We start from the raw sequence: 22,507 nt of genomic DNA on the forward strand, positions 1-22,507 counted from the left end.
GTTCCGGGGGTGTGGGTGTGGGGATGGTCGCGGTGGTGGTGCGCTGGATCGGCGGGGGTGTGGGGGTGCCGGGTGCTCGGGGGGTCGTTGCCGGGGGTGTGGGGGTGGCCGTGGTGGTGGCGCGCTGGACCGGCCTCGCGGTGGGTTGGGCCGGGGCGGCGAGTGGCCTGCTGTCGGCCGGTGCGGTGGTGAGGGGAGCGCCGAGAGGGGAGCGTCGGCGGTCGGCGGGGAGGGGCGCCGGGGCGACGGCCGGACGCGCGGGCTCGACGGGCTCGGGGCTCGGGGCCGGGCGTACGTCGGCGGGCTTGGAGGTGGGGGCGCCGAGGCCCGCGCGTGGTGCCGTGGTGCCGCGCTGGACCGGGGGCATGGCGCCGGGGGCGTTGGGTCCGGGGCGGGGCGGGCGTACGGCGTTGGCGTCGGCGGAGTGGCCGGTGGCGGCCGTTCCGGTCACCGGGCGGGCGACGGGAGCCGGTGTGGCGCCGGGGGTGGGAGAGCGGTCCGTGGAGCGCTGCACCGCGGGTGCGGCGTCTGGGCCGTTGGGCGGGCGCGGTGCCGTGGTGCGGGGCGTCGCCGTGTGCCGGGTGTCAGGGGCCTGGTCGGGAGTCGAGGGGCGCGGTGCGGCCGGGCGTCCGAGTGCCGACGTACGCTGCTGGACGGCGGGCGTGGTGCCGGCCGCGTCGAGGGGGCGGTCCGTCGGGGGAGGGGCTGAGGACGGCTGCGGCTCGGTCGTGCCGTGGACGGTGCGCGGTGGGGTGGGCGTGGTGGTGGCGGGGCGATGTCCCTTGCCGGCGGGCGAGGACGGGGCCGGTGCCGGGATCCCGTGGGACACGGCACGCTGGACCGGAGGGAGGGGGGTGCCGGGTGCCGCGGTCGGGCGGTCGGTGCGGGGCGTGGACCGCTGTACCGGGGTGCTCGTCGCCGGGGCGCCGTCCGGAGCGGACGTTGCCCGGCTCGTGGTTCCGGAGGGGCGGGTGCGCGGGTGCGTTTCTCGTGCGGCCGGGCTGCCGGTGGTCGTACTGCCGCCGAGGTCTGGGCTCGCGCCGGGGGCGGAGGCGGGGGTCCGCTGGACCGGCGTGGCGGGTGTCGGGGTGTCGGGGGCGGCCTGGGCGGCGCGGGTGGTGACCGTCGGTGCGGAGTCCTGCGGGGGCGCGGGACGCTGGGCCGGCGGGGTGGGTGATGTGCCGCCGGGGGTGGGCGTGGACCGGTTGCCTGCGGGGGGCGTCCCTGCGGGCGTGCGTGGGGCGGAGACCGCCGGTGCGGGGGTGGCGGGCGCGGACCGCTGGACGGGGAGGCCGGTCGTGGTGCCGTCCGGGCCGACCGGTGCGGTGCCGTGGCCGGGTGCCGGCGGCTGCGCCGGGGCGTCGGGTGTCGGCGTACTGGGGCTTGGTGTGGTCGGGTTGCGGTCACCGGTGGTGCTCGTGCGGGAGCCGGGGGTCGTTCGCTGTACCGGCGTGCCGGGGCTTGGTGTGGTCGGGTTGCGGTCACCGGGTGCGGTGGTGCGGGAGTTGCGGGGCGCGGGCTGTGTCGGCGTACCGGTGGCTGGTGGGGTCGTGCTGCGGGTGTCGGGTGCACCTGTGCTGGAGTCGGTCGTCGCTCGCTGTGTCGGCGTGCCGGGGCTTGGTGTGGTCGGGTTGCGGTCACCGGTGGTGCTCGTGCGGGAGCCGGGGGTCGTTCGCTGTACCGGCGTGCCGGGGCTTGGTGCGGTCGGGTTGGGGTTGTCGGGTGCGGTGGTGCGGGAGTTGCGGGGCGCGGGCTGTGTCGGCGTACCGGTGACTGGTGCGGTCGTGCTCCGGGCGTCGGACACGCCCGTGCCGGAGCCGGGCGTCGCTCGCTGTACCTGCGTACCGGCGACGGGAGTGCGCGCCGCCCGGTCGCCGGGCGCGTTGGTGCGCGAGGCCGGGGTGCCGCTGGAGTCGGGCGTCACCTCCCGTCGGTTCACAGCACGCTGGACCGGCGTCCCGGATGCCGGGGCGCTGTGCCGGCCGCCGGACCCGGTGCCGGAACCAGAGCGGAACCCGGTGCCGGAACCAGAGCGGGAGCCGGAGCCCGAGCCCGAGCCCGAACCGGAGCCGGAGCCCGAACCGGAGCCCGAGCCCGAGCCGGAGCCCGAGCCCGAGCCGGAACCGGAGCCCGAGCCGGAACCAGAGCGAGAGCCCGAGCCGGAGCCCGAGCCGAAACCGGAACCGAAACCGGAACCGGAGCCCGAGCCCGAACCGGTACCGGGCCGGGGCGCGGCGCCCGGCGCCGGGGCGCCGCCCGTCGATCCGCCCGGGGAAGCGGCCGTCGCCCCAGGTGTGGCGGAGTCCGTCGGCCTTGCGGGCGAAGGGCGGGGTGCGTGCGCCGCGCGCTGGACGGGCGCACCGGCCGATGCGGCCGGGCGGACGTCGGAGGGGCCCGTCCCCGGCATGGAACGGGCAGCCGGGGCGGCGCCGGGATCTCCTCGGTCGCCGTCCGCCGACGACGGCGCCGGACCCGGGGAGCCGGGCACGGCGTCGGCCGTCCGGCGGCTCGCGGGCAGGGCCCGGCGCTGCACGGCCGCCGGAACGGACGGCGCCTTGGTGAGGGAGTCCCGCGCCCGGGACGCGGTGGGCGGCACGGGTGTCGCACGGAGGCCGTGGGCGGGAGCCGCGGGGGACGCCGGCCCCGCGGAGCGCGACCGTTGGACCGGCGGGAGCGGGGCCGGGGACGACGGGGACCGCGTACGCCCCACGGGAGCCGTGGTCGTGGCCGAAGCCGAAGCCGAAGCCGACGACGCAGACGTGGCCGACCCTGGGACCGGTCCCGCACCCGGCGTTGTCCGTCGCAGCGGCGCGACCGGCATTCGCTGCGCCGTCGGTTCACCGCCCGGGGACGCCGACGGCAGGCGCCGCGAGGGGCGTTCGGGTGCCGGCTCGGCGAACGCTCCCGAGAGCAGGCCGTGGCCGGCCGCCGGGTCCAGGACCGCCGGGGACGGCGCACCGCTGAACGACGGGTTCTGCCAGGTCGGCAGCCGCCCGCCGAACCCGGAGTCCGCGACGCCGGTCCGTCCGCCGTCCGCCGCCCGCTGGATCGGCGGCAGGGACGTCCACGCCGCGACGGCCACGGGCGGCGCGGCAGCACCCGACACGTCCGGCGGTCCCGCCGTACCAGCCGTACCTGCCGTACTCGCCTCCTCTGCCGGGCTCCCCGCGGAGCCCGGCCCGCCGTCACCCGCGCGGGCAGCGCCCTCGCGTCCCCGCAGCCGGTCCAGGAATCCCACCGATCAGCCCTCCGCCGCGCCGCGCGTCACGAGGGACGCGATCTGCTCCGTGTACCGGCGCCGGTCCCGGTGCTCCAGGTCCAGGATCGCGTCCAGGCCCCAGTGGAAGTGGTAGGCGACGTACGCGATCTCCTCGTGCAGCCGGTCGGTCGCGTACGTCACGATTCCCCCAGGCGGCTCCCGCCGAGTTCCACCTCGAAGGGTTCCGTGCAGTGCGGGCACTGCACGGCCGCGCGGGTGTGCCCCTCCGCGTTGATCTGGCGGTAGAAGTCCTGGAGGAACGCCAGGTCGGAGGCGAACATGTTCTCCACGATCCCGTCATGCACCATCGTCAGCGTGCCGAGCCGGGTGATGACCCGGCCCAGCAGCACCACCGACAGGTACGCCGGGTTCTCCTGCACGCGCACGTCGCGCAGCGGGACCAGTTCGTCCCGGGCCGTCGACAGGCGCATCACACCCTCCCGGTGCAGCGTGCCCGACTCGTCGACGTAGCCGCGCGGCAGCTCGAAGGGGAACTCGGTGACCAGTTCCCGGCGGGGCGCCGGGTCGGCCGGCGCCTCCGTCGGAGCGGCGGCGGAAGCAGAACGGGGGAAGTCCGCTCCCGCCGCCGCGGTCTGGGGTGGAGCGGCGGGTGCCTTGGCAGCCGTACGCCGCATTACTCGATGACCAGTTCTTCGAACACGATGGTGACGGTCTCGGTCAGGGCCGCCGCCTCGCCCGCCTTCACCGTGCTCGTGTCGATCTTGCTGCACCAGGCGTTGCGCAGGTTGTACCGCTTCACCGGGTTGTCCTGGAAGTCCATCATGATGATGGACGCGTTCTTGCGGGCCGTGCTCATCTGGCCGCGGATCGAGTCGTTGATCCACTGGGTGAACGACGCCGACTGGGTCATGCCGCGCACGACGGTGCACTGGCCGTTCTTCTGCACGCCCGGCAGCAGCGCCACCTCGGCCCGGCCCATCGAGCTGTTCTGCTGGTAGGTGATGACGTCCTGTTCGAGGGTGAGGCCGCTGACCTCGGCGAGGTACTCGACCATCACACCGTCGATCTGGAGGCCGAAGTTGTGTGAAGTGAGGGCGTCACCCGGCTGGAGACTCATGTATTCGCTGTCCTTCTAGGGAGGGGGGAGGGGGTGTGCGGAGAGGAGGCGGGCGGCCTGGCGCCTACTCCTCCAGCTCCCCGCTGCCGCTGGAGAACTGGGCCAGCCGGAAGATCACGAACTCGGCGGGCTTGACCGGCGCGATGCCGATCTCGCAGATGACCCGGCCGAGGTCGACCGACTCGGGCGGGTTGGTCTCCTCGTCGCACTTGACGTAGTACGCCTGCTCGGGGCTCTGGCCGAACAGGGCGCCGTTGCGCCACTCGTTGACCAGGAACGCGGAGATGTTGCGGCGGATGCGGGCCCAGAGGTTGTGGTCGTTCGGTTCGAAGACCACCCACTGGGTGCCGATCAGGATCGACTCCTCCAGGTAGTTGAAGTACCGGCGGATGTTCAGGTAGCGCCACGCCGGGTCGGAGGACAGGGTGCGGGCGCCCCAGACGCGGATGCCGCGGCCCGGGAAGGCGCGGATGCAGTTCACGCCGATCGGGTTGAGGAGGTCCTGCTCGCCGCGGGTGATCTGGAGTTCGAGGTCGACGGCGCCGCGGACGACCTCGTTGGCGGGGGCCTTGTGCACGCCGCGCTCGGAGTCGTTGCGGGCCCAGATGCCGGCGACGTGACCGCTCGGCGGGACCAGGCGGGACTGGCCCGACGCCGGGTCGAAGGTCTTGATCCAGGGGTAGTACAGGGCCGCGTACTTGGAGTCGTAGCCGGCCGTCTCCTGGCGCCAGACGCGTATCTGGCGGGCGTTCAGGCCGGGCGGCGGGTCGATGACGGCGACGCGGTCGCCCATCAGCTCGCAGTGGGCGATCAGGCCGAGCTGGACGGCCTTGACGGCCTCCAGGTCGATCGCGCCGCGCTGGTAGGCGGCCATCAGGTCGGGCACGGCGACCATGGAGATCTCGTCGACGGCCTCCAGGCCGCCGAAGCCGGTGCGGTCGGCGGAGTCCCCGAGGTAGTGCGCCGGGCCGGGGTGCGAGACCTCGCCGCCCTGGCTCGCCGGGGCGGCCTTCTCCACCGGGGCGGCGGGCGGCGCGGGCAGCGTCAGGGTCTGGTTGTCCGGGCGGGCCAGCTGCGCGGACGGCGCGGCCTCCGTCACGGTGATGAGCTTGGAGCGCTCCTTGACCTGGGTGACGACGTAGGCGCGGTTGCCCTTCTTGGCGCTCACGTCGAAGGTCTCGACGGGCTTGTCGCCGTCCTTGACGATCAGCTTGAAGCGCTCGGCGGGGCCCTCGCCCTCGGGGTCGGCGACCTCGACGGACAGCGGGCCGTTCTGGCCGGCGGCGGTGGCCGTCACGGCGAACGTGCCGAGCTGCCTGGGCTCGGCGGCGGGAAGCGCGGCGGGCGCGGCGGCGCCCGTGACCGCGGCGGGGGCGGCGGTCGTGCCCGAGCCGTCGCCGACGGCGTCCTGGGCGGAGCCGCCGACGCGGACGACGTACGCGGCGCTGCCGCCGTTGTTGAAGAACCCGTAGACGGAGTGCGCGAGGTAGTACCCGTCGGTGAAGTCACCGAACGCCGCGACGTACTGGGTCCAGTTGGTGACCAGCGTGGGCTCGTTCAGCGGGCCGGTCGGCGCGAGCCCGACGAAGGCCGCGACCGAGGTGCCCACCCCCTCGATCGGGCGCGAGCCGCTGGCCACCTCCTCGACGTAGACGCCGGGCGACAGGTAGGACGGCATGCTCTGCTCTCCTCGGGGTACGAGACAGGACGCCCCTCACCCTCGCGCGCGCGTTCCCTCGCCGGAACGGCCTTCGGAGCCGGAGCGGGGGCACTCCCGTTGCCCCTCGCCGTGCCCGTTGGGGCAGACTCCCCGCCTTCTCCGGTGGACGGCCGCCCCCGGTGCCTCACCATCGTGTGTTGTTGGACATCGGTTCACCAGGACGTCGCCCGGTGGCTGTCGGGCCGTTCCGGCCGCAGTGACGAGATCCCCGAAGGGAGTTGTCCGTGCTGGACCGCTCGCACGCGCAGCAGGCACCACGCACCGACGCTGCCGCCGCCGCCCGGCACGGAGCCCGACAGCCGCGCCGCCCCCTGGCCTCCTTGCAGGCCGGCGCCGGGAACAGGGCCGTCACCGCGTTGCTGCAACGCGCGGCCGACGCCCCCGCCCGGGAGGAGACCGCGGCGGCTGAGCGGCGCCGGCGGGCGGAGCTGGCGGCCGCGGCGGCGGAACGGCGGCAGCGAGAAGCGACGGCCGCGGGGGAGGAGCAGGGGCCGCGGGACGAAGGGACCGCCGCGGAGGCCGCGGCGGAACACGGTCGTCGGGACGGAGAGACCCCGTCGGCTGAGCGGCGTCGGCGGGCGGAACTGGCCGCCGGGGCGGCGGAGCGGCGGCGCCGGCCGGCAGAGGCGGACGCCGGGGAGGAGCCGGGGCGCAGGGCGTTGCGGGGTCTGTCCGGCGCCGGGGAGAAGCTCAGGGACATCAACGCGAAGGTCGGCCGGCTCTTCGGTACCTCCAAGGCCGACCGGGCCAAGAAGGCCATCGACCCGCCCGACACGGTGGCCACCCGGGTCAACGCCCCGACGGAGGGCGGCGTGCGCAGCCACGGGCTGGGCACGTCGAACGCCGGCCTGGTCGAGGCCAGTGCGATCCAGGGACAGGTCGGCACCGGGATCAACGTCGTGACCGACTCCCTGGGGCTGTTCAACGACCTGCGTGCCCTGAAGGCCGGGTACGAGGGCCGCGAGGGGACGGGACCGGACTCCCACAAGCCCAGGAAGGACTGGAAGGGGAAGCCACTCGGCGCGGCCCAGAACTCCGGCATGGTCGTCGGTGACGTCAGCGGCATGGCCAACGCCGCGGTGCGCAACGCCGGGAACCTGGGCGGGGTGCCCGCCCTCGGGATCACGACCGGCGGGGCCGGCGTCTTCTACTCCACGCTGATAGCCGTCCGGGAGGCCGCCGCGGTCTGGCGGACCTACCACAAGAACCGCGCCCTCAAGGAAGTGGTCGAGGCGCTCCCCGGCGGGGCGCCCGTGGAGGCGGCGCGACTCCAGGACGTACTCGACCGGTTGGGGCGGGCGCAGGAGCGGCTGGAGCGGGTCAGGGCCCTGCCGCCACGCCGGCTGTACGGTCTCGCCGCCGCGCGGGACGCCGAGGTCGCGCGCTTCGGGCAGGAGGTCGCCGTCCTCACCCAGCACCTGCGGGCCGACCTCGCCGACGTGGGCAGGTACGCGCGGCACAAGCAGCACACCAAGCTGGGCAAGCGCGTCACCAACCTGGGCGGGAACACGGTGCGTGCCGCCGGCGGCGGGCTGGCCGTCGCGGCCGTGGCCGGGGCGGTCAGCGGCCCGGCGGCACCCGCCGTGGCGGGGACGGCGGCGGCCCTGCTGCTCGGCAACGCCGTCTACAAGGGTGTCAGGGCGGGCAGCAACCGGTACGTCGAGGCGCGGCACCCGGAAAGGTTCGCCCGCCCCACCCGGGCCCAGGAGGAGGCCGGGGAGACCGGGGCGGCGGAGCCCGGGGCACCGGCGGCCGGCGTCGGACGGGGCGACGCGGTGCTGGAGTTCTTCAAGGTGACGAAGTCCGTCCAGCAGGGCGAGCGCCGGTACATGGCGCAGAAGCTGTACGCGCTCGCGGCCGGGCCGGGCGTTCACGTGGGCAAGAGCGTTCCCGACGACATCCGCGCCTCGGCGCGTGCGCTGCTCAAGGTGCTCAAGGCCGGCCCGTCCCAGCACAGCCGTACCGAGGAGGAGTGGGAAGCCTCGCTCAACGACCCCGGAGAGCAGAACGCTTGGGAGAAGGAGATCTTCAACCAGCTCTCCTCGGTCTGAGGACCACCCGCGTCACCGGCCGGCGTGACCCCCGCCCCCGCTGACGGCCGGAAGCACCACTGCCCTCTTCGCTGCCCTCCCGGACCTGCCGGCGGGCGGGGGCGGGAGGTAAGGCTGGTGGGGACCGCCCGGTCAGTGTGAAGGGGAGCATGGTGCGCGCTCACGAGGAAGCCGTCGGCGACAAGGCCGCGAGGGACGGTCGGGCCCCGCGCCGGGCGGTGACCGCGCCCGTCGGCACGACAGGCGGACCGGTGACCCCCCAGACGGCCCTGGCGCTCCAGCGCTCCGTCGGCAACCGGGCCGTCTCGCGCCTCGTCGACCAGGACCAGCACGTGCACGGTGCCGGCTGCGGCCACGGCGGGATCGAGGACGGCGGTCCGGCGGGCCAGCGGCAGCTCCTGGACGAGGCCATCGCCTCTCCGAGCCGCCCGCTCGGAGGGTCGCTGCTCTCCGAGGCGACCGCCTTCTACCGCAACGACCTCTCCGCCGCCCGCATCCACGACAACCCCACGGCCCAGCGCGCGACCGTGGCGCTGGGCGCGCAGGCCATGACGGTCGGCACCCACGTGTTCCTCGGACCACAGGCCACCGGCCGCAAGGACCTCATCGGCCACGAGCTGGGCCACGTCGACAAGAACCTCAGAGGCCACCGCGAGACCGGCAACAGCAACGGCGCCGGAGTCACCGTGACCGACCCGGGCCAGGACTCCGAACGGGCGGCCGAGGCGGACGGCGCCGCCTTCGCGGCGGGGGCCGCGACCGCTCCGTCCGTGGTGGCGCAGCGGGTCGTGGACGACCCGGATCTCCAGAACATGTAGATCCGTCCGGCTCAAGTTCGTGCTCGAGCCCGGAGAGCCGACGGTCGGAGACGGCGGGCGCCACCGCCTCTTCGGGCAGCGAGTCTGCCCCCACGGCACCTGACGGCACCCCGAAGCGCTCGTAGCCTCGCCGCGTGAGCCTTTGGACTTCGCTGGAGCCCGCGTCCGTCACCGTTGATCCCGGCAGCAGTACGCGTGTGCGGCTGCGGGTGCGCAATACCGGTGATGTGGTGGACGAGTACCGGTTCGAGCCCGTCGGGGACGTGGCGCCCTGGACGACCGTCGAGCCGCAGACGCTGCGGTTGTATCCCGGTACGACGGGGACGGTGGAGCTGACGTTCGCGCCGCCGCGTACGTCTGATGCGACGGCGGGTCCGAATCCGTATGCGGTGCGGATCACGCCGACGGAGCATCCGGAGGCGGTGACGGTTCCGGAGGGGAATCTGACGGTCACGCCTTTCACGGAGGTGCGGGCGGAGTTGGTGCCGCCGACGGTGAAGGGCCGGTTTCGGGGGCGGCCGCGGCTGGCGGTGGACAATCTCGGTAATACGAAGGTGACGGCGTCGGTTTCCGGGAGTGATACCGGGGATCATCTGTCGTACGAGATTCGTCCGGGGAATGTGCAGATCGAGCCGGGGCGTGCGGCGTTCGTGGAGACGACGTTGAAGCCGCGGCAGGTGATCTGGTTCGGGGCGAAGGAGGAGCGGCCGTTCACGTTGGCGGTGCGGCGGTCGGGGGTTGATCCGACGGAGGTCGAGGGGACGTACGTTCAGCGGGGGTTTCTGCCGCGTTGGCTGGCGACGTTCTTCGGGTTCGCGTTGGCGTTGTCGATCGCGTTCGTGATGATCTGGATCGCGTACAAGCCGCAGGTCCGCAGTAGTGCCAGCGAGCAGGTGGAGCAGGCCGGTGCCGCCCTGGTGCCCAGTCCCAGCGCATCGCCGCAGACCCTGCCCAGCGCGGCCGAGTCGGCTCGGGCCGAGTCACCGCCCCCGGCACAGAGCGAGAGCCCCGAGAAGGACGGTGGCGGCGGCGGTGGCGGTGAAGCGGAGAAGCCCAAGCCGTCCAAGAAGGAGAAGGCACCGGAGCGGACCGCCGCCACCGCGGTCCAGGAGGTCGCCGCGCGCAGCGAGGGCCGGCACATCTGCTACCGCGCCTACGTGGCGGACCGGGGCTGGCAGGCGCCGGTCTGCGACGGCGCCGAGGCCGGCACCACCGGCAAGGGCCTGCCCATCAAGGCCCTCAACATCGCCGTGTCCGGCACAAAGGGCACCAGCGGCAACGGCGCCCACGTCGTCGAGGGCTGGCTGACCGGCGACGACTGGTCGAGCGCCGCCGACGGCGTCGACATGTACCTCGGCAGCACCAAGGAGGCGATCTCCCCGCTCCAGGGCTACACCCTCGCGGTCACGGACGGCGTCGTCTGCCAGAACTCGTACGTGAAGGACCGGGGCTGGCTGGGCCTGGGCTGCACCGACCCCGGCAAGTGGCTGTACTTCGGCAGCCCGATGGACCAGAAGCTCCAGCTGGAGTCCGTCCGCTTCACCGTGTGACGGGTACGCCGGGGCAACCCGGTCTGCCCCGGCGGCTCCTGACGAGGCGCTGGTCCCGCCGTAGCGTCGAGGCGTGAGCCTTTGGACTTCCCTGGAGCCCGCGTCCGTCACCGTTGATCCCGGCAGCAGTACGCGTGTGCGGCTGCGGGTGCGCAACACCGGCGATGTGGTGGACGAGTACCGGTTCGAGCCCGTCGGGGACGTGGCGCCCTGGACAACAGTCGAGCCACAGACGCTCAGGCTCTACCCGGGTACCACCGGTACCGTCGAGCTGACCTTTTCGCCGCCGCGTACGTCTGATGCGACGGCGGGTCCGAATCCGTATGCGGTGCGGATCACGCCGACGGAGCATCCGGAGGCGGTGACGGTTCCGGAGGGGAATCTGACGGTCACGCCTTTCACGGAGGTGCGGGCGGAGTTGGTGCCGCCGACGGTGAAGGGCCGGTTTCGGGGGCGGCCGCGGCTGGCGGTGGACAATCTCGGTAATACGAAGGTGACGGCGTCGGTTTCCGGGAGTGATACCGGGGATCATCTGTCGTACGAGATTCGTCCGGGGAATGTGCAGATCGAGCCGGGGCGTGCGGCGTTCGTGGAGACGACGTTGAAGCCGCGGCAGGTGATCTGGTTCGGGGCGAAGGAGGAGCGGCCGTTCACGTTGGCGGTGCGGCGGTCGGGGGTTGATCCGACGGAGGTCGAGGGGACGTACGTTCAGCGGGGGTTTCTGCCGCGTTGGCTGGCGACGTTCTTCGGGTTCGCGTTGGCGTTGTCGATCGCGTTCGTGATGATCTGGATCGCGTACAAGCCGCAGGTCCGTAGCAGTGCCAGCGAGCAGGTGGAGCAGGCCGGTGCCGCCCTGGTGCCCAGTCCCAGCGCATCGCCGGAGACCCTGCCCAGCGCGGCCGAGTCGCCCCCGGAGCAGCCGGTCGCACCCGAGCAGCCGGCCTCCGAGGAACCGAAGAACGACGGCGGTGGAGGCGGCGGTGGAGGCGGTGGCGGCGAGTCCAAGAAGCCCGCGAAGCCGAAGCCGAAGCCGGTGGTGCCCGCCCAGAACGTCCTGCTGCGCAACGCCACCACCGGCATGTGCGCCGAACTCCCCGGTCGTGGGAAGGGGGAGATCAACGGCCCCGTCCAGCAGGCCGTCTGCGACGACACCGGCGGGGACAACCAGATCTGGGACATCGAGGTGAAGGACGAGAAGGGCGGCCCCGGCGGGGCGGCTCTCTTCCAGATCCGGAACGTCAAGGACGAACTCTGCATGGACCTGGGTGAGTTCGGCTCCCGGCCCATCACGACGCCCGTCTCCGAGTTCCACTGCGACGGCACGCTCGGCGACAACCAGCTCTGGTGGATCGACAAGCAGCCCAGCGGCGCGTACTGGATCCGCAATGTCGTCAGCGAGAACAAGTGCCTGGACGTGAGCAACGCCAACGGCGGCGGCCTCTTCGCCCGGCTGACGATCTACAACTGCACCAACTCCGACGACCAGGAGTGGGAGATCGTCCCGGTGGAGAAGGACTGACGTGGAGAAGGACTGACGTCAAGAAGGACTGACGGTCACCAGCCGCCCTCGCCGGGCACCAGCCGCCCGGCCTTGCGGTACTCACGGCGGGCGCCCTCCAGGAGGTCGCCCGCCGTCACGCTGTCCCCGCGTCCGGCGGCGAGGTAGGCGGCGGTGACCACGGCGCTGCGGATCGAACCGCCGGCCAGCTCGAAGTCCCGGGCCAGCGGCGCCGGGTCGATGCCGTCGGCGGACGGGACGTGTGTGAGGCCGTGCCGCCACAGGGCCAGCCGTTGCCCCGCGTCCGGGAACGGGAAGTCGACCACGAGGTCCAGGCGCCGGGTGAACGCCTCGTCGATGTTGGCGCGCAGGTTGGTGGTGAGCAGGGCGATGCCGTCGAAGGACTCCAGCCGCTGGAGCAGGTAGGCGCTCTCCATGTTGGCGTACTTGTCGTGCGCGTCCTTGACCTCGGAGCGCTTGCCGAAGACCGCGTCGGCCTCGTCGAAGAGGAGTACGGCGTCGGTGCGGTCGGCCTCCGTGAAGATCCGCTCCAGGTTCTTCTCGGTCTCGCCGACGTACTTGTCGACGATCGACGACAGCTGGACGACGTAGAGGTCGAGGCCCAGGTCGGCCGCCACCACCTCCGCCGACAGGGTCTTGCCGGTGCCGGACTCGCCCGCGAACAGGCCGAGGACGCCCCTGCCGCGCCCGCCGCCCGCGCTGAGCCGCCAGTCGCCGAGGACCCGGTCGCGGTGGCGGGCGCGCAGGGCGAGTTCGCGCAGCTGGATCAGGGGCTTGTCGGGCAGGACCAGATCCGTCCAGTCGACGGCGGGCCGGATGCGCCGGGCGTGGCTCTCCAGGCCGGAGGCCGACTGGCGGCGGGCGGCGATCCGGACGTGGGCGGCGGTGACCGGGCCGCCGTCGAAGGCGGCGAGGGCACGGGCGGCCTCGGCTGCCCGCCGGACGCGGTCGCCGCCGAGGCGGTATGGGGCGACGGTGGCGGCCAGGTCGAAGGCGTCGGCGTCGGGGCCGAGCGCGGCCCGCCAGGCGGATGTCCCGCCGGCCCGGCGGCCCGGGGCCTCCAGGATCAGGGGGTCGTCGGGCGACCAGTGCGGGTCGTACGGGCGCGGGTCCGTCATCAGCACGGTCACGTCGCTCGCCGCGGTCAGCGCCCGCACCAGCGGACCGGGCCGTTCCGGCAGGCTCGGCACGACGACCGCCCGGCCGCCGAGGCGGGCCTCGCGCAGCAGCTCGGGGACGTGGTCCCCGGGGTCCGGGCAGTGCAGCGCGTCGAGGCCGGCCAGGCGCAGGGCCGAGGCGATGGCGGCGAGGCCGTCACCCTCGCGCTGTTCCCGCAGGTGGACGGTGTGCGGGCCGGCGAGGAGGCGGGCGGCGAGCCGCTGCGCGAAGTCCTCGGCGGCGGGGTCGGCGGGCAGCGGCTGAGGCATCGGGTGCAGGCGGCCGAGCAGGGCGGCGTCCGGGGTGTCGTCGCCGAGGAGGTGACCGGTCAGCCGGTCGGGGACGCTCAGCGAACGGGTCAGGAACGGGCGTTCCGGTTCCTCGACCTCCAGCAGGCCGAGGGCGCGCAACGGCGCCGAGGCGTGCAGGCGGGCGCGGGCCGCCGCCGCGTGCGCGGGTACGGCGCACAGGTCGAGGGCGAGGCCGGCGGTGGCCCGGCGGCGGCTCACGTCGTCGTTGAGGTAGCCGTAGAGCGGTTCGAAGGTGCGGTCGACGTCGGGTGCGAGGGCGACGAGCAGCACGGCGACGTCCAGCTCGGTCAGCCCCGTCCGGGCTGCCAGGGACGCCAGCCGGTCGGCGGTTCCGCCGTCGGCGGGCTGCGGGCCTCGGGCGGTGCCGGTATCCGTACCGGGGTCTTCGGCGTCGGTGGCCGCGGGCTGCCAGGTGCGCAGCAGGTGGCGTACCGCCTCCTCGGACAGGTAGAGGCCCCGCAGCGGGTCGTCGGCGGTGGGATCGGCGGCGGCCCGCCGCTCGACCAGCGCGGTCACCCGCTCCCGCAGCACGGCGAGCCGTGCGAGCAGGGCATCGGCGGGGGCCTCGTACGGAGCGTCGGAGGCGGTGGTGTGCGGGGCGTTCACCGCGGGTCCGCGGGTCGGGCGGCCGGGTTCCTCCGGGCCGCGGCGCGGGCGGCGCGGGCGGCCGCGACCTGGTGGGGGCGGTGGGAGCGCCCGGCGGGCTCCGCCGTGTCGTCGGCCAGGTCGCGCACCCGGACCGTCGCGCCCTCGGTGACCGGGGGCCCGGCGTCGTACTCCGGGAAGGCGGGGAAGGGCGCGGTCACCACCAGGTCCAGGGACGGCTTGAGTTCGCCGCCCAGGGCGGACCAGATCTCGGCGAGGGAACGGGACTCCGTCTGGATGCCGGCCACCGTCAGCGGCACCGACAGGCCCAGCTTCGCCAGGGAGCCGGGGAGTTCGGCGGGCGTCAGGATCTCGCGGGGCAGCAGGGTGGCGAGTACGGCGGACAGCAGCCGGTGTTCGTCCTGCGGGGTCTTCGTCCAGGCCGTCACCAGGTACGACAGCCGGAACCAGCGCGGCGGCTGGCGGCGCCGCACCACGATGTCGTCCTCGTCGCGCACCGCCATCTGACCGCGCTGCCGCCGGGCCACGTCCTCCCGGATGTCGTACAGGTAGGTGTTGACCGAGGGGGCGTTGCGCCGGGCCGCCCAGTCACGGGTGGGTGCCTCGAAGGACACGTCGATGCCCGAACCCGCCAACGCCCCGCCACTGAGGAGGCTCTTGAGGACCTCGTCCACCTCGTGGATCACTCTCGCGCTCCCGCCCTGCCCGTACTGCCCGCCCTGCCCGTACTGCCGTTCCGCCCGGCCCGCCGTCCATTCGTCCGTCCGTCTGTGCGTCCGTGCGTCCGTGCGTCCGTGCGTCCGTCCTCGATCGTGCCCCGGCCGGTATGCCGTCCGCAGGCGCGCCGGGGACGGTGGCCGGGCAGGCCGGGCTGCCCGGACGGTCCCGGAGGGCCGCATTCGATTGCCCGTTCGGTCAGATGTAGCCTTCCCGCAGGGCATAGGCCACGGCGTGCGCGCGATTGCGCAGGTGAAGGCGCGTGGTGAGCCCGTGCATGACGTTCTTGACGGTCCGTTCGGAGTAGGACAGCTTGCCGGCGATCTCACCGGTGTCGAGACCCTCGGACACCAGTCGCAGGACGTCCACCTCGCGGGGAGCCAGGCCCAGCGAGGGGGCGCCGGGACGGCCCGCCGCGCCCCGGTGCAGGGTGCCCAGCTGGCTGATGAGCCGTCCGATGAGGTCGGCGGGCAGGTCACCGTCGCCGCGTGCGGCGGCCAGTACGGCCTGCACCAGCCGGTGGGCGGTGGCCTCGTGGCGCCACACGATGGCGCCGACGCCGCACTCGACGACGTCCAGCAGTTCGTTCTCGCGGATCGCGCCGACCACGAGCACGGCGCGCGCGCCCTCGCTGCGCACGACCCGCCGCAGCCGGGTGAGCGCCGCCTCGTCCAGCGCGTCCTCGATGAGCAGGGCCACCGTGCCGGGGCCGGACTCCTCGCGCAGGTCGATCTCCGGGTGCCGGCGCAACTGGCTGACGGCGCCCTCGCGGCTGATCGGGTCCGGAGCGGACACCGCCACCGGGACACGCCGGTCGGTGACACCGGTGGTCCGGCCGGTGCCGAGCGTGGATGCGGCGGTGGTCCGGGGTGAGTTGAGCAACCGTTTCCCCCCTGTTCACGTGCCCGCTGTCCGGCACTGGCCGACAGCGGATGAGCGTGTTCCACACTTCTGTGACTGCTGGGACCGCGCAATCGTGGAGCACCACGAGGCGCACCACGAGACCACGGGGACAGTCGTCGTCATCGCGTCTCGGGAGGATGTCTGTGCAGGTCAGAGGGGACCTGCGCAAGGGTGCGCGGACTCGTGGCCGCGGGCGCGCGCCACCGTGAGCCTCGCCACAGCCGCCGCCCGGCCCACGGAATCCGTCGCCGCGCGTGGGCCACTTCACACCACCCCCGTCCGCGTTCGAACGTCTCACAGACCGGGGGAGCATCATCCACCACAGGAGGCACCCGATGACCGGACCGCTCCGTGAACGCGACGACGCCCAGGCGCTGGTGGCGGGGGAGGCCGAGCGCGCCCGGGCCGGCACCGGCGGGTTCGTCCTGTTGCGCGGCGCCACGGGTACCGGCCGGACCGCCGTACTGGAGCACGCCGCACGGCACGCCGCGGACCGCGGCCTGCGGGTGCTGCACGCACGCTGCTCGCCCGAGGACACGGCGGTGCCCTTCGCCACGGTCCTGCAACTCCTCGGACCGGTGCCGGAGTTCACGGACCTCGCGCCCGGCGGTGACGACCGCGGCAGCGCGGCCCGGCTGTGGCGGCTGCTGCGGTCGTACGCGGACGAGGGCCCGCTGCTGGTGGCCGTCGACGACGTCCACCTGGCCGACGACCCCTCGCGGCGCTGGCTGCTGGAGGCGGCCCGGCGGCTGGACCGATTACCGGTACTGCTGGTGGCCACCGAGCGCAGCCAGTACGACATCGACCCGCGGCCGGCCGGGCTGACCCAGGCCCTGTCGCCCTCCCTCGTACGCACCCACACCCTCGCTCCGCTCGGTGACGCGGCGGCCGCCGGGATCGTCCGGGCGGCCTTCCCGGGGGCCGGGCCGCGCTGGACGGCCCAGTGCGTGCGGGCCGGCGCGGGCAGCCCGCTGCTGCTGCACGCCCTGCTGGACGACCTGCGCGGGGCCGGCTCCGCTCCCGACGGCGTGCCGCCGCTGCCCGCCACCTGCGCCGAGCTGTACCCCGGGAGCTACCCGGCGGCCGTCTCCTGGTGGCTGAACAGCGCCGGAACCGCGACGGCCGACGTGGCCCGCTGCCTGGCGGCACTGGAGGAGGCGTGGCCGCAGGACCCGGACACCGACGTGGGGGTGCTGTTGGCCGAGGTGGGTGCGGGCGCGGGCGGTCGCGGTGCTCCGCGCGCCGAGGTGGAGGCGGCCGGTGGTCCGAACGACCCGCACGCCGGCCGGGACACGGGGGGCACGCACGGCCCGCTTGCCGAGGCGTACGCCGGTGGGGCGTACGCCGATGGCCGGGCCGGTCGGCGTGCCGGGGCGTACGCCGGTGGCCGGGGTGGTCTGTGGGGTGGGGTGGACGCCGGTGACCCGGTCGACCTGCTCGCCGAAGCGGCCGGGGCCGACCCCGCCCGCGTCGCCGGGTGGCTCGCCGCCATGACACGGCTCGGGCTGCTGCGGCGGGACGCCTCCGGCCGCCCCCGCTACGCCCACCCGCTCCTGCGCGACGCCGTGCTCACCGGCTGGCCCAGGCCCCGCCGGGAGGCGGCGCACCGGGCGGCGGCGGAGGCGTCGCTGCGCCGGGGCGGCCGGGTCGAGGCGGTGGCCCGGCACCTGCTGCGGACGCCGGCCGCCGGACCGCCCTGGGCACTGCGTGTGCTGCGGGACGCGGTGACCGTCGCCGTGCACGACGCCCGGCCCGCCGACGCCGTCGCCTACCTGCGCCGGGCGCTGGACGAGCCGCTCGCCGACGACCTGCGGCAGCGGCTGCTGACCGAACTGGGCTCCCTGGAGTACGCGTCGGCCGACGCCCCCGCCGCCATCGCGCGCCTCGCCGAGGCCCAGCACCTGCCGGCCGAACCCCGCAACCGGGTCCGTACGGCCGTCGCCCTCGGCACCGCCCTCGCGGCCCGCGGTGAGATCCGTACGGCCATGGACGTTCTGCGCCGCACCGAGGGCCGGCTGTCCGGGCACCCTGGTCTCGCCCGCACCGTGCAGGCCGCCGGAGCGCTGCTGTCCGACGAGGACCTGGCGACCCGTCAGGAGGTGTACCGGTCGCTGTGCGAGACCGGCGAGCACACGCCGGAGGTGCTGGGCACCGCCGGGCAGGTGCTGCTGGTGCGGTACGGGGCGACCGCCGGGCTGATCTCGGCCGAGGAGGCGATGACCCGCGTACGGGCCCTGCTCGCGCAGCCCAGCGACCCGCTGGCGGAGCCCTTCTTGCTGGGTACGGCCGCCGCGGTCGCCCAGTGGGCGGACGAACTCGACGAGGCGGAACGGCTCGTGGAGCGCGGGCTGGCCGGGCAGCACCCCGCGCTGCTGCACCCGATGCAGCACGCGCTCCTCAACACCCGCGCCGACATCGCCGCGGCCCGCGGCGACCACGCCCGCCTGCTCGCCGACGACCGACGCGGCGACACGGCGGCGTCCCGCACCGGGCCCACCAACCGGGACGCGCACGCCCTGATGGCGCTCGTCCACACCGGGCGCACCGAGGAGGCCGGGCGGCTCGCGCACGCCTTCGACCTGCGCCGGGCACCGGAGGGGTGGGAGGTGAACCGCTTCCTGTACGCGCGGGGCGTGCAGCGGGCCGCCGCCGGTGACGTGGTGGGAGCGGTGCACGACTTCCTGGAGTGCGGGCGGCGGCAGACGGCCCGCGACGTGGTCAGCCCCGTCGTCACCCCGTGGCGGACGGCGGTCGCGGAGTGCCGGCTGGCGCTGGGCGGCGGCCAGGAGGCGCTGGCCCTGGCGACGGAGGAACTGCGGCTGGCCCGGGTGTGGAACACCCCGCGCACGGTGGGCCGCGCCCTGCGCGTGCTGGGCACCGCGACCGGCGGACGGCGCGGCCTGAAGCTGGCCGAGGACGCCGTACGGACCCTGCGGGAGGGGCCCGTCGACACCGGCACGGAGCTGATCGAGGCACTGCTCGCCCAGGGCCGCCAGCTCCTCGCCGCAGGCGAACGCGGCCGCGCCCGGGACCGCCTGCGCGAGGCGGCGGAACTGGCCGAACGCAAGGGTGCCGTACGGCTCCTCGCCCTGGCCGGGCAGGCCCTGCGCGACAGCGGCGCCCGGAGCCCGGCGACCGCCGGGACCGGCTCCGGGGCGCTGACCGGCAGCGAGCGCCGGATCGCCGAACTGGCCGCCGCCGGCCGCACCAACACCGAGATCGCCGACCTGCTCCACCTGGCCCGGCGCACCGTGGAAACCCACCTGACCAGCACCTACCGCAAGCTCCGCATACGCCGCCGCACCGAACTCCCCACCGCCCTGAGCCCCGCCCGGCCCCACGACGCCCGCCCGGTCATGCGTGACTGAACCCTCCTCCGGCGCACCGGGCGGGCATCACCCTGCGCGGACGCGCCCGCGCTCCCGACCGGACGGCCGACCACCGCCCTGCGAGGCCTGTACCGACGCGGGGCCCCTGCCGGGGGGTGGGGTCCGGGAGGGGGCCCGGTGTGGTTCGGGGCGGGTTTGGTTTGTCCGGGAGGGGTTCGGCGTCGTTCGCTCGGGTGCGGCGCTTGTCCGGGAGGGGGTCCGGCGTGGTTTGGGGCGGGGCCTGGTTTGTCCGGGAGGGGTTCGGCGTCGTTCGCTCGGGTGTGGCGCTTGTCCGGGAGGGGGTCCGGCGTGGTTCGGGGCGGGGTCTGGCTTGTCCGGGAGGGGGCTCGGCGTCGTTCGGGACGGGGTCCGGCGCGGTCCGGGACGTAGCCCGCCATCGACTGGGACATAGCCCGGCGTCGATTGGGCCGGGCCCGGCCTGTCTGGGACGTGGCTCCGCGCCGACCGGGGCGGAGTCTGGCGGCGCTGACCGGGATGGAGCCTGGCGGCGCTGACCGGGGCGGAGTCTGGCCCTGACCGGGACGGAGTCTGGCCCTGACCGGGGCCGAGCCCAGCATCGCCACGCCCGGGGGCTGCCTGCGGTTTCCTCGACGTGCGGTCCGTCACCGGCACGAACCCCGCCGCCGCCGAGCCGCAGTCGGCCGCTGTCGATCACGTCCGGCGGCTCCCCGGCGATCGCCGGCGGCTCACCGCGTCCGCAGCAGCCGCCCGATCTCCAGCTGCTCCCGCTCCAGCGGGTCGCCGTCCTCGACGTTCCACAGACAGTTCTGCAGGACGCGGCCGAGGCTCCAGGCGCGGGCCCGTTCCCGGTCGAGGCCGAGGATGTCGGTCATGGCGTCGAAGCGCCACATGGTCTCGTCCGGGTCGTAACGGTTGTCGAGGGCGGGCAGCAGGTCGAAGGCGGGGTCGCCGGCCAGCGGCTTGGGGTCGATGGCGAGCCACGGCGCGCGGTCGGAGCCGAGGACGTTGTCGTAGTGCAGGTCCCAGTGGAGCAGCCGGTCGCCGGGCTCGTCCACGACCTCCCGCACGGCGGCCGCGCAGTCGGCGACCAGGCGCCGGTCCGCCGGGTCGGCGATGCGCTCCAGCGTCCCGGGCGTCCGCTCCAGCATGCCCCGCGCGATGTCCCCGAGGCGGCGCAGGCCGGGCGGTGCCGGGGTGGCGGTGAGGTGGGCGAGCAGCCGGGCGATGACCTGGGCGGCCTCGCGGGAGTCCGCGACGTGACTGAGCGTGCGGGCCGGGTCGAGCCGCTCCAGCAGCATGGTGCCGGTGGCCGGGTCGTGGTCCAGCAGCCGCACCGCCCCGTCGCCGTCCCAGCGGCGCAGGGCGACGGGCTCGCCCTCGGTCTCCGCGTCGAGGATCTGGAGCTTGAGCGCGGCCGGAGTGCCGTCGCCGCGCACCACGGGCAGGACGAGGGCCGCCCAGCCGTGCATGGCGGGCCCGTCGAGGCGCAGCTCCCAGCGGTCCAGGAAACCGGCTGCCAGCGCGGGCAGCGCGTCGATGAAGGCGCGGCCCGCCTCCCCGTTGTACTTCGCCTGCGAGGCCGCCAGCGCGTCCGGAACGTCGATCACGTCGGCCGACGCTACCGGCGCCCGACGCCGCGGTCACCCGGATATCGGTCCGCAAGAAGCGTCCCGCGCCGGGAAATTCAACGGAATCCGAAGCAGACAGCCGCCGCTCACCAGGGCTAACGTCCTGGCCATGAGCAGCCCGAGCAGCGGCGTCGTGAACGGCGGCATCTCCTACTGGTACGCGGACGACGGTCTCCCGGCGACGGTCCGGGAACCGCTCGACGGCGACGCGTCGGCCGACGTGGTGATCGTCGGCGGCGGATACACGGGCCTGTGGACGGCCTACTACCTCAAGAAGGCCGCGCCCTTCCTGCGGATCACCGTCCTGGAGCAGAAGTTCTGCGGCTACGGCGCCTCCGGCCGCAACGGCGGCTGGCTCTACAACGGGATCGCGGGCCGTGACCGGTACGCGAAACTGCACGGCCACGAGGCGGCGGTGCGCCTCCAGCGGGCGATGAACGACACCGTCGACGAGGTGATCCGCGCCGCCGAGACCGAGGGCATCGACGCCGACGTCCACAAGGGCGGCGTGCTCGAAGTGGCGTGCACACCCGCGCAGGCGGCCCGGCTGAAGGCGTTCCACGAGGCCGAGCAGGCGTACGGCGAGAAGGACCGGGAACTGTACGGCGCTCGGGAGACGGCCGAGCGGATCCGCGTCGCCGGCGCCGTCGGCTCGGCCTGGACTCCGCACGGCGCCCGCCTGCACCCGGTGAAGCTGGTCAAGGGCCTCGCGGCGGCCGTCGAACGCCTCGGTGTCACCATCCACGAGTCGACGCCGGTCACGGAGATCACCCCCCGGCACGCCACGACCCCCTACGGCACCGTCCGCGCACCCCACGTCCTGCGCTGCACCGAGGGCTTCACCGCCTCCCTCAAGGGCCAGAAACGCACCTGGCTGCCCATGAACTCCTCGATGATCGCCACCGAGCCGCTGACCGACGAGCAGTGGGAGTCGGTCGGCTGGGCGGGCCGGGAGACCCTCGGCGACATGGCGCACGCCTACATGTACGCCCAGCGCACCGCCGACGGCCGGATCGCGCTGGGCGGGCGCGGAGTGCCGTACCGCTTCGGCTCCCGCACCGACAACGACGGCACCACCCAGGCGGCGACCGTCGAGGCGCTCCGCGAGATCCTGGTCCGCTTCTTCCCCTCCCTCGCCGGGCTCCGGATCGAGCACGCCTGGTCGGGCGTCCTCGGCGTGCCCCGCGACTGGTGCGCCACCGTCACCCTGGACCGCTCGACGGGCCTCGGCTGGGCGGGCGGCTACGTCGGCTCCGGTGTCGCCACCGCCAACCTCGCCGCCCGCACCCTGTGCGACCTGGTCCTGCGCGACTCCGGCCAGGGCGGCCGCACCGACCTCACCGACCTGCCCTGGGTGAACCACCGGGTGCGCCGCTGGGAACCGGAGCCGCTGCGCTGGCTCGGCGTGCAGGGCATGTACGCCGTCTACCGCGAGGCCGACCGCCGCGAACGCGCCACGCACAGCGCCGGTTCCTCCCGGCTGGCGCGGATCGCGGACCGGGTGTCCGGCCGGAGCTGACGCACACCGCAGGGCCCCGCGCATGACGGGACCCCTGCGACGTCCCCCCAGGGCGTGCCTGACAATTCCCGCCTGCCTCGCGACGCCATGCACGCACTCTCGCCGCACCGGGCGCAGAGCCAAGTACATCCAGTACGAGGCCCCACGCCCGGCACGCCGAGAGCACGCACCTGACGCCGCGAGGCCGCCCTCCGGGCGACGACGGGAATTGTCAGACACGCCCTAGTGACCTGAGTCGGAGGTTCGTCGTTGGTTGGGTATGAGTCGTCCGGGTCCGAAGATTCCGCCGTTGTCGCTGACTGATACCCAACGGGATGTGC

Annotated in this window: 14 protein-coding genes and 1 pseudogene; 6 read left to right on the plus strand and 9 right to left on the minus strand. The window is 74.5% G+C overall.

The features are described from left to right. The 5 genes and pseudogenes from KUM03_RS24915 to KUM03_RS24935 all read right to left on the minus strand — a co-directional run. A pseudogene (locus tag KUM03_RS24915) lies at window positions 1-829 on the minus strand (hypothetical protein); the annotation flags it as partial. Window positions 830-3,241: 2,412 nt separating this feature from the next. Beyond that, complete coding sequence (locus KUM03_RS24920) at window positions 3,242-3,400, minus strand: DUF6760 family protein (RefSeq protein WP_198941426.1); 159 nt, start codon at window positions 3,398-3,400, stop codon at window positions 3,242-3,244. Further along, window positions 3,397-3,894, minus strand: coding sequence for a hypothetical protein (locus KUM03_RS24925; RefSeq protein ID WP_217251534.1), 498 nt, complete (start codon window positions 3,892-3,894; stop codon window positions 3,397-3,399). The genes KUM03_RS24920 and KUM03_RS24925 overlap by 4 nt, the downstream gene beginning before the upstream one ends. After that, window positions 3,894-4,337, minus strand: a complete 444-nt coding sequence (locus KUM03_RS24930; RefSeq protein ID WP_073729680.1) for a phage tail protein — start codon at window positions 4,335-4,337, stop codon at window positions 3,894-3,896. Before KUM03_RS24930 ends, KUM03_RS24925 begins: the two co-directional genes overlap by 1 nt. Window positions 4,338-4,401: 64 nt before the next feature. Then, a complete protein-coding gene (locus tag KUM03_RS24935) occupies window positions 4,402-6,015 on the minus strand; it encodes a phage tail sheath subtilisin-like domain-containing protein (RefSeq protein WP_217251535.1) in 1,614 nt (537 codons plus the stop codon). 266 nt (window positions 6,016-6,281) lie between these two features. Between KUM03_RS24935 and KUM03_RS24940 the strand changes: the two genes are divergently transcribed. The 4 genes from KUM03_RS24940 (at window position 6,282) to KUM03_RS24955 (ending at window position 11,995) form a co-directional block, all read left to right on the plus strand. Continuing rightward, on the plus strand, window positions 6,282-8,108 hold the full coding sequence (locus KUM03_RS24940) for a hypothetical protein (RefSeq protein ID WP_217251536.1): 1,827 nt from the start codon (window positions 6,282-6,284) through the stop codon (window positions 8,106-8,108). A gap of 149 nt (window positions 8,109-8,257) precedes the next feature. Then, window positions 8,258-8,926 (plus strand): DUF4157 domain-containing protein, encoded by a 669-nt coding sequence (locus KUM03_RS24945; RefSeq protein WP_217251537.1) that lies wholly within the window; start codon window positions 8,258-8,260, stop codon window positions 8,924-8,926. Window positions 8,927-9,060: 134 nt separating this feature from the next. Further along, entirely contained in the window at window positions 9,061-10,476 is a 1,416-nt protein-coding gene (locus KUM03_RS24950; protein WP_217251538.1) for a hydrolase, read from the plus strand. Between the two features lie 73 nt (window positions 10,477-10,549). After that, window positions 10,550-11,995, plus strand: coding sequence for an RICIN domain-containing protein (locus KUM03_RS24955; RefSeq protein WP_217251539.1), 1,446 nt, complete (start codon window positions 10,550-10,552; stop codon window positions 11,993-11,995). Window positions 11,996-12,030: 35 nt separating this feature from the next. Here the strand turns inward: KUM03_RS24955 and KUM03_RS24960 are convergent, their stop codons facing one another. The 3 genes from KUM03_RS24960 to KUM03_RS24970 all read right to left on the minus strand — a co-directional run bounded on the left by KUM03_RS24960 (window position 12,031) and on the right by KUM03_RS24970 (window position 15,669). After that, complete coding sequence (locus KUM03_RS24960) at window positions 12,031-14,070, minus strand: ATP-binding protein (RefSeq protein WP_217251540.1); 2,040 nt, start codon at window positions 14,068-14,070, stop codon at window positions 12,031-12,033. After that, entirely contained in the window at window positions 14,067-14,756 is a 690-nt protein-coding gene (locus KUM03_RS24965) for a DUF4255 domain-containing protein (RefSeq protein WP_217251541.1), read from the minus strand. The genes KUM03_RS24960 and KUM03_RS24965 overlap by 4 nt, the downstream gene beginning before the upstream one ends. A 229-nt stretch (window positions 14,757-14,985) precedes the next feature. After that, complete coding sequence (locus KUM03_RS24970; protein WP_217251542.1) at window positions 14,986-15,669, minus strand: LuxR C-terminal-related transcriptional regulator; 684 nt, start codon at window positions 15,667-15,669, stop codon at window positions 14,986-14,988. A 356-nt stretch (window positions 15,670-16,025) separates the two neighbouring features. Between KUM03_RS24970 and KUM03_RS24975 the strand changes: the two genes are divergently transcribed. Beyond that, window positions 16,026-19,058, plus strand: a complete 3,033-nt coding sequence (locus tag KUM03_RS24975) for an AAA family ATPase (protein ID WP_217251543.1) — start codon at window positions 16,026-16,028, stop codon at window positions 19,056-19,058. A 707-nt stretch (window positions 19,059-19,765) separates the two neighbouring features. Here the strand turns inward: KUM03_RS24975 and KUM03_RS24980 are convergent. Then, window positions 19,766-20,647: an aminoglycoside phosphotransferase family protein gene (locus KUM03_RS24980; RefSeq protein ID WP_217251544.1), complete on the minus strand. Its 882-nt coding sequence runs from the start codon at window positions 20,645-20,647 to the stop codon at window positions 19,766-19,768. A gap of 130 nt (window positions 20,648-20,777) precedes the next feature. Here KUM03_RS24980 and KUM03_RS24985 point away from each other — a divergent pair, with 130 nt between their 5' ends. After that, window positions 20,778-22,187, plus strand: a complete 1,410-nt coding sequence (locus KUM03_RS24985) for an FAD-binding oxidoreductase (RefSeq protein ID WP_217251545.1) — start codon at window positions 20,778-20,780, stop codon at window positions 22,185-22,187. Window positions 22,188-22,507: the final 320 nt, after the last annotated feature.

The sequence above is a fragment of the Streptomyces sp. AC602_WCS936 genome (genome assembly GCF_019049125.1).
Lineage (GTDB): Bacteria > Actinomycetota > Actinomycetes > Streptomycetales > Streptomycetaceae > Streptomyces.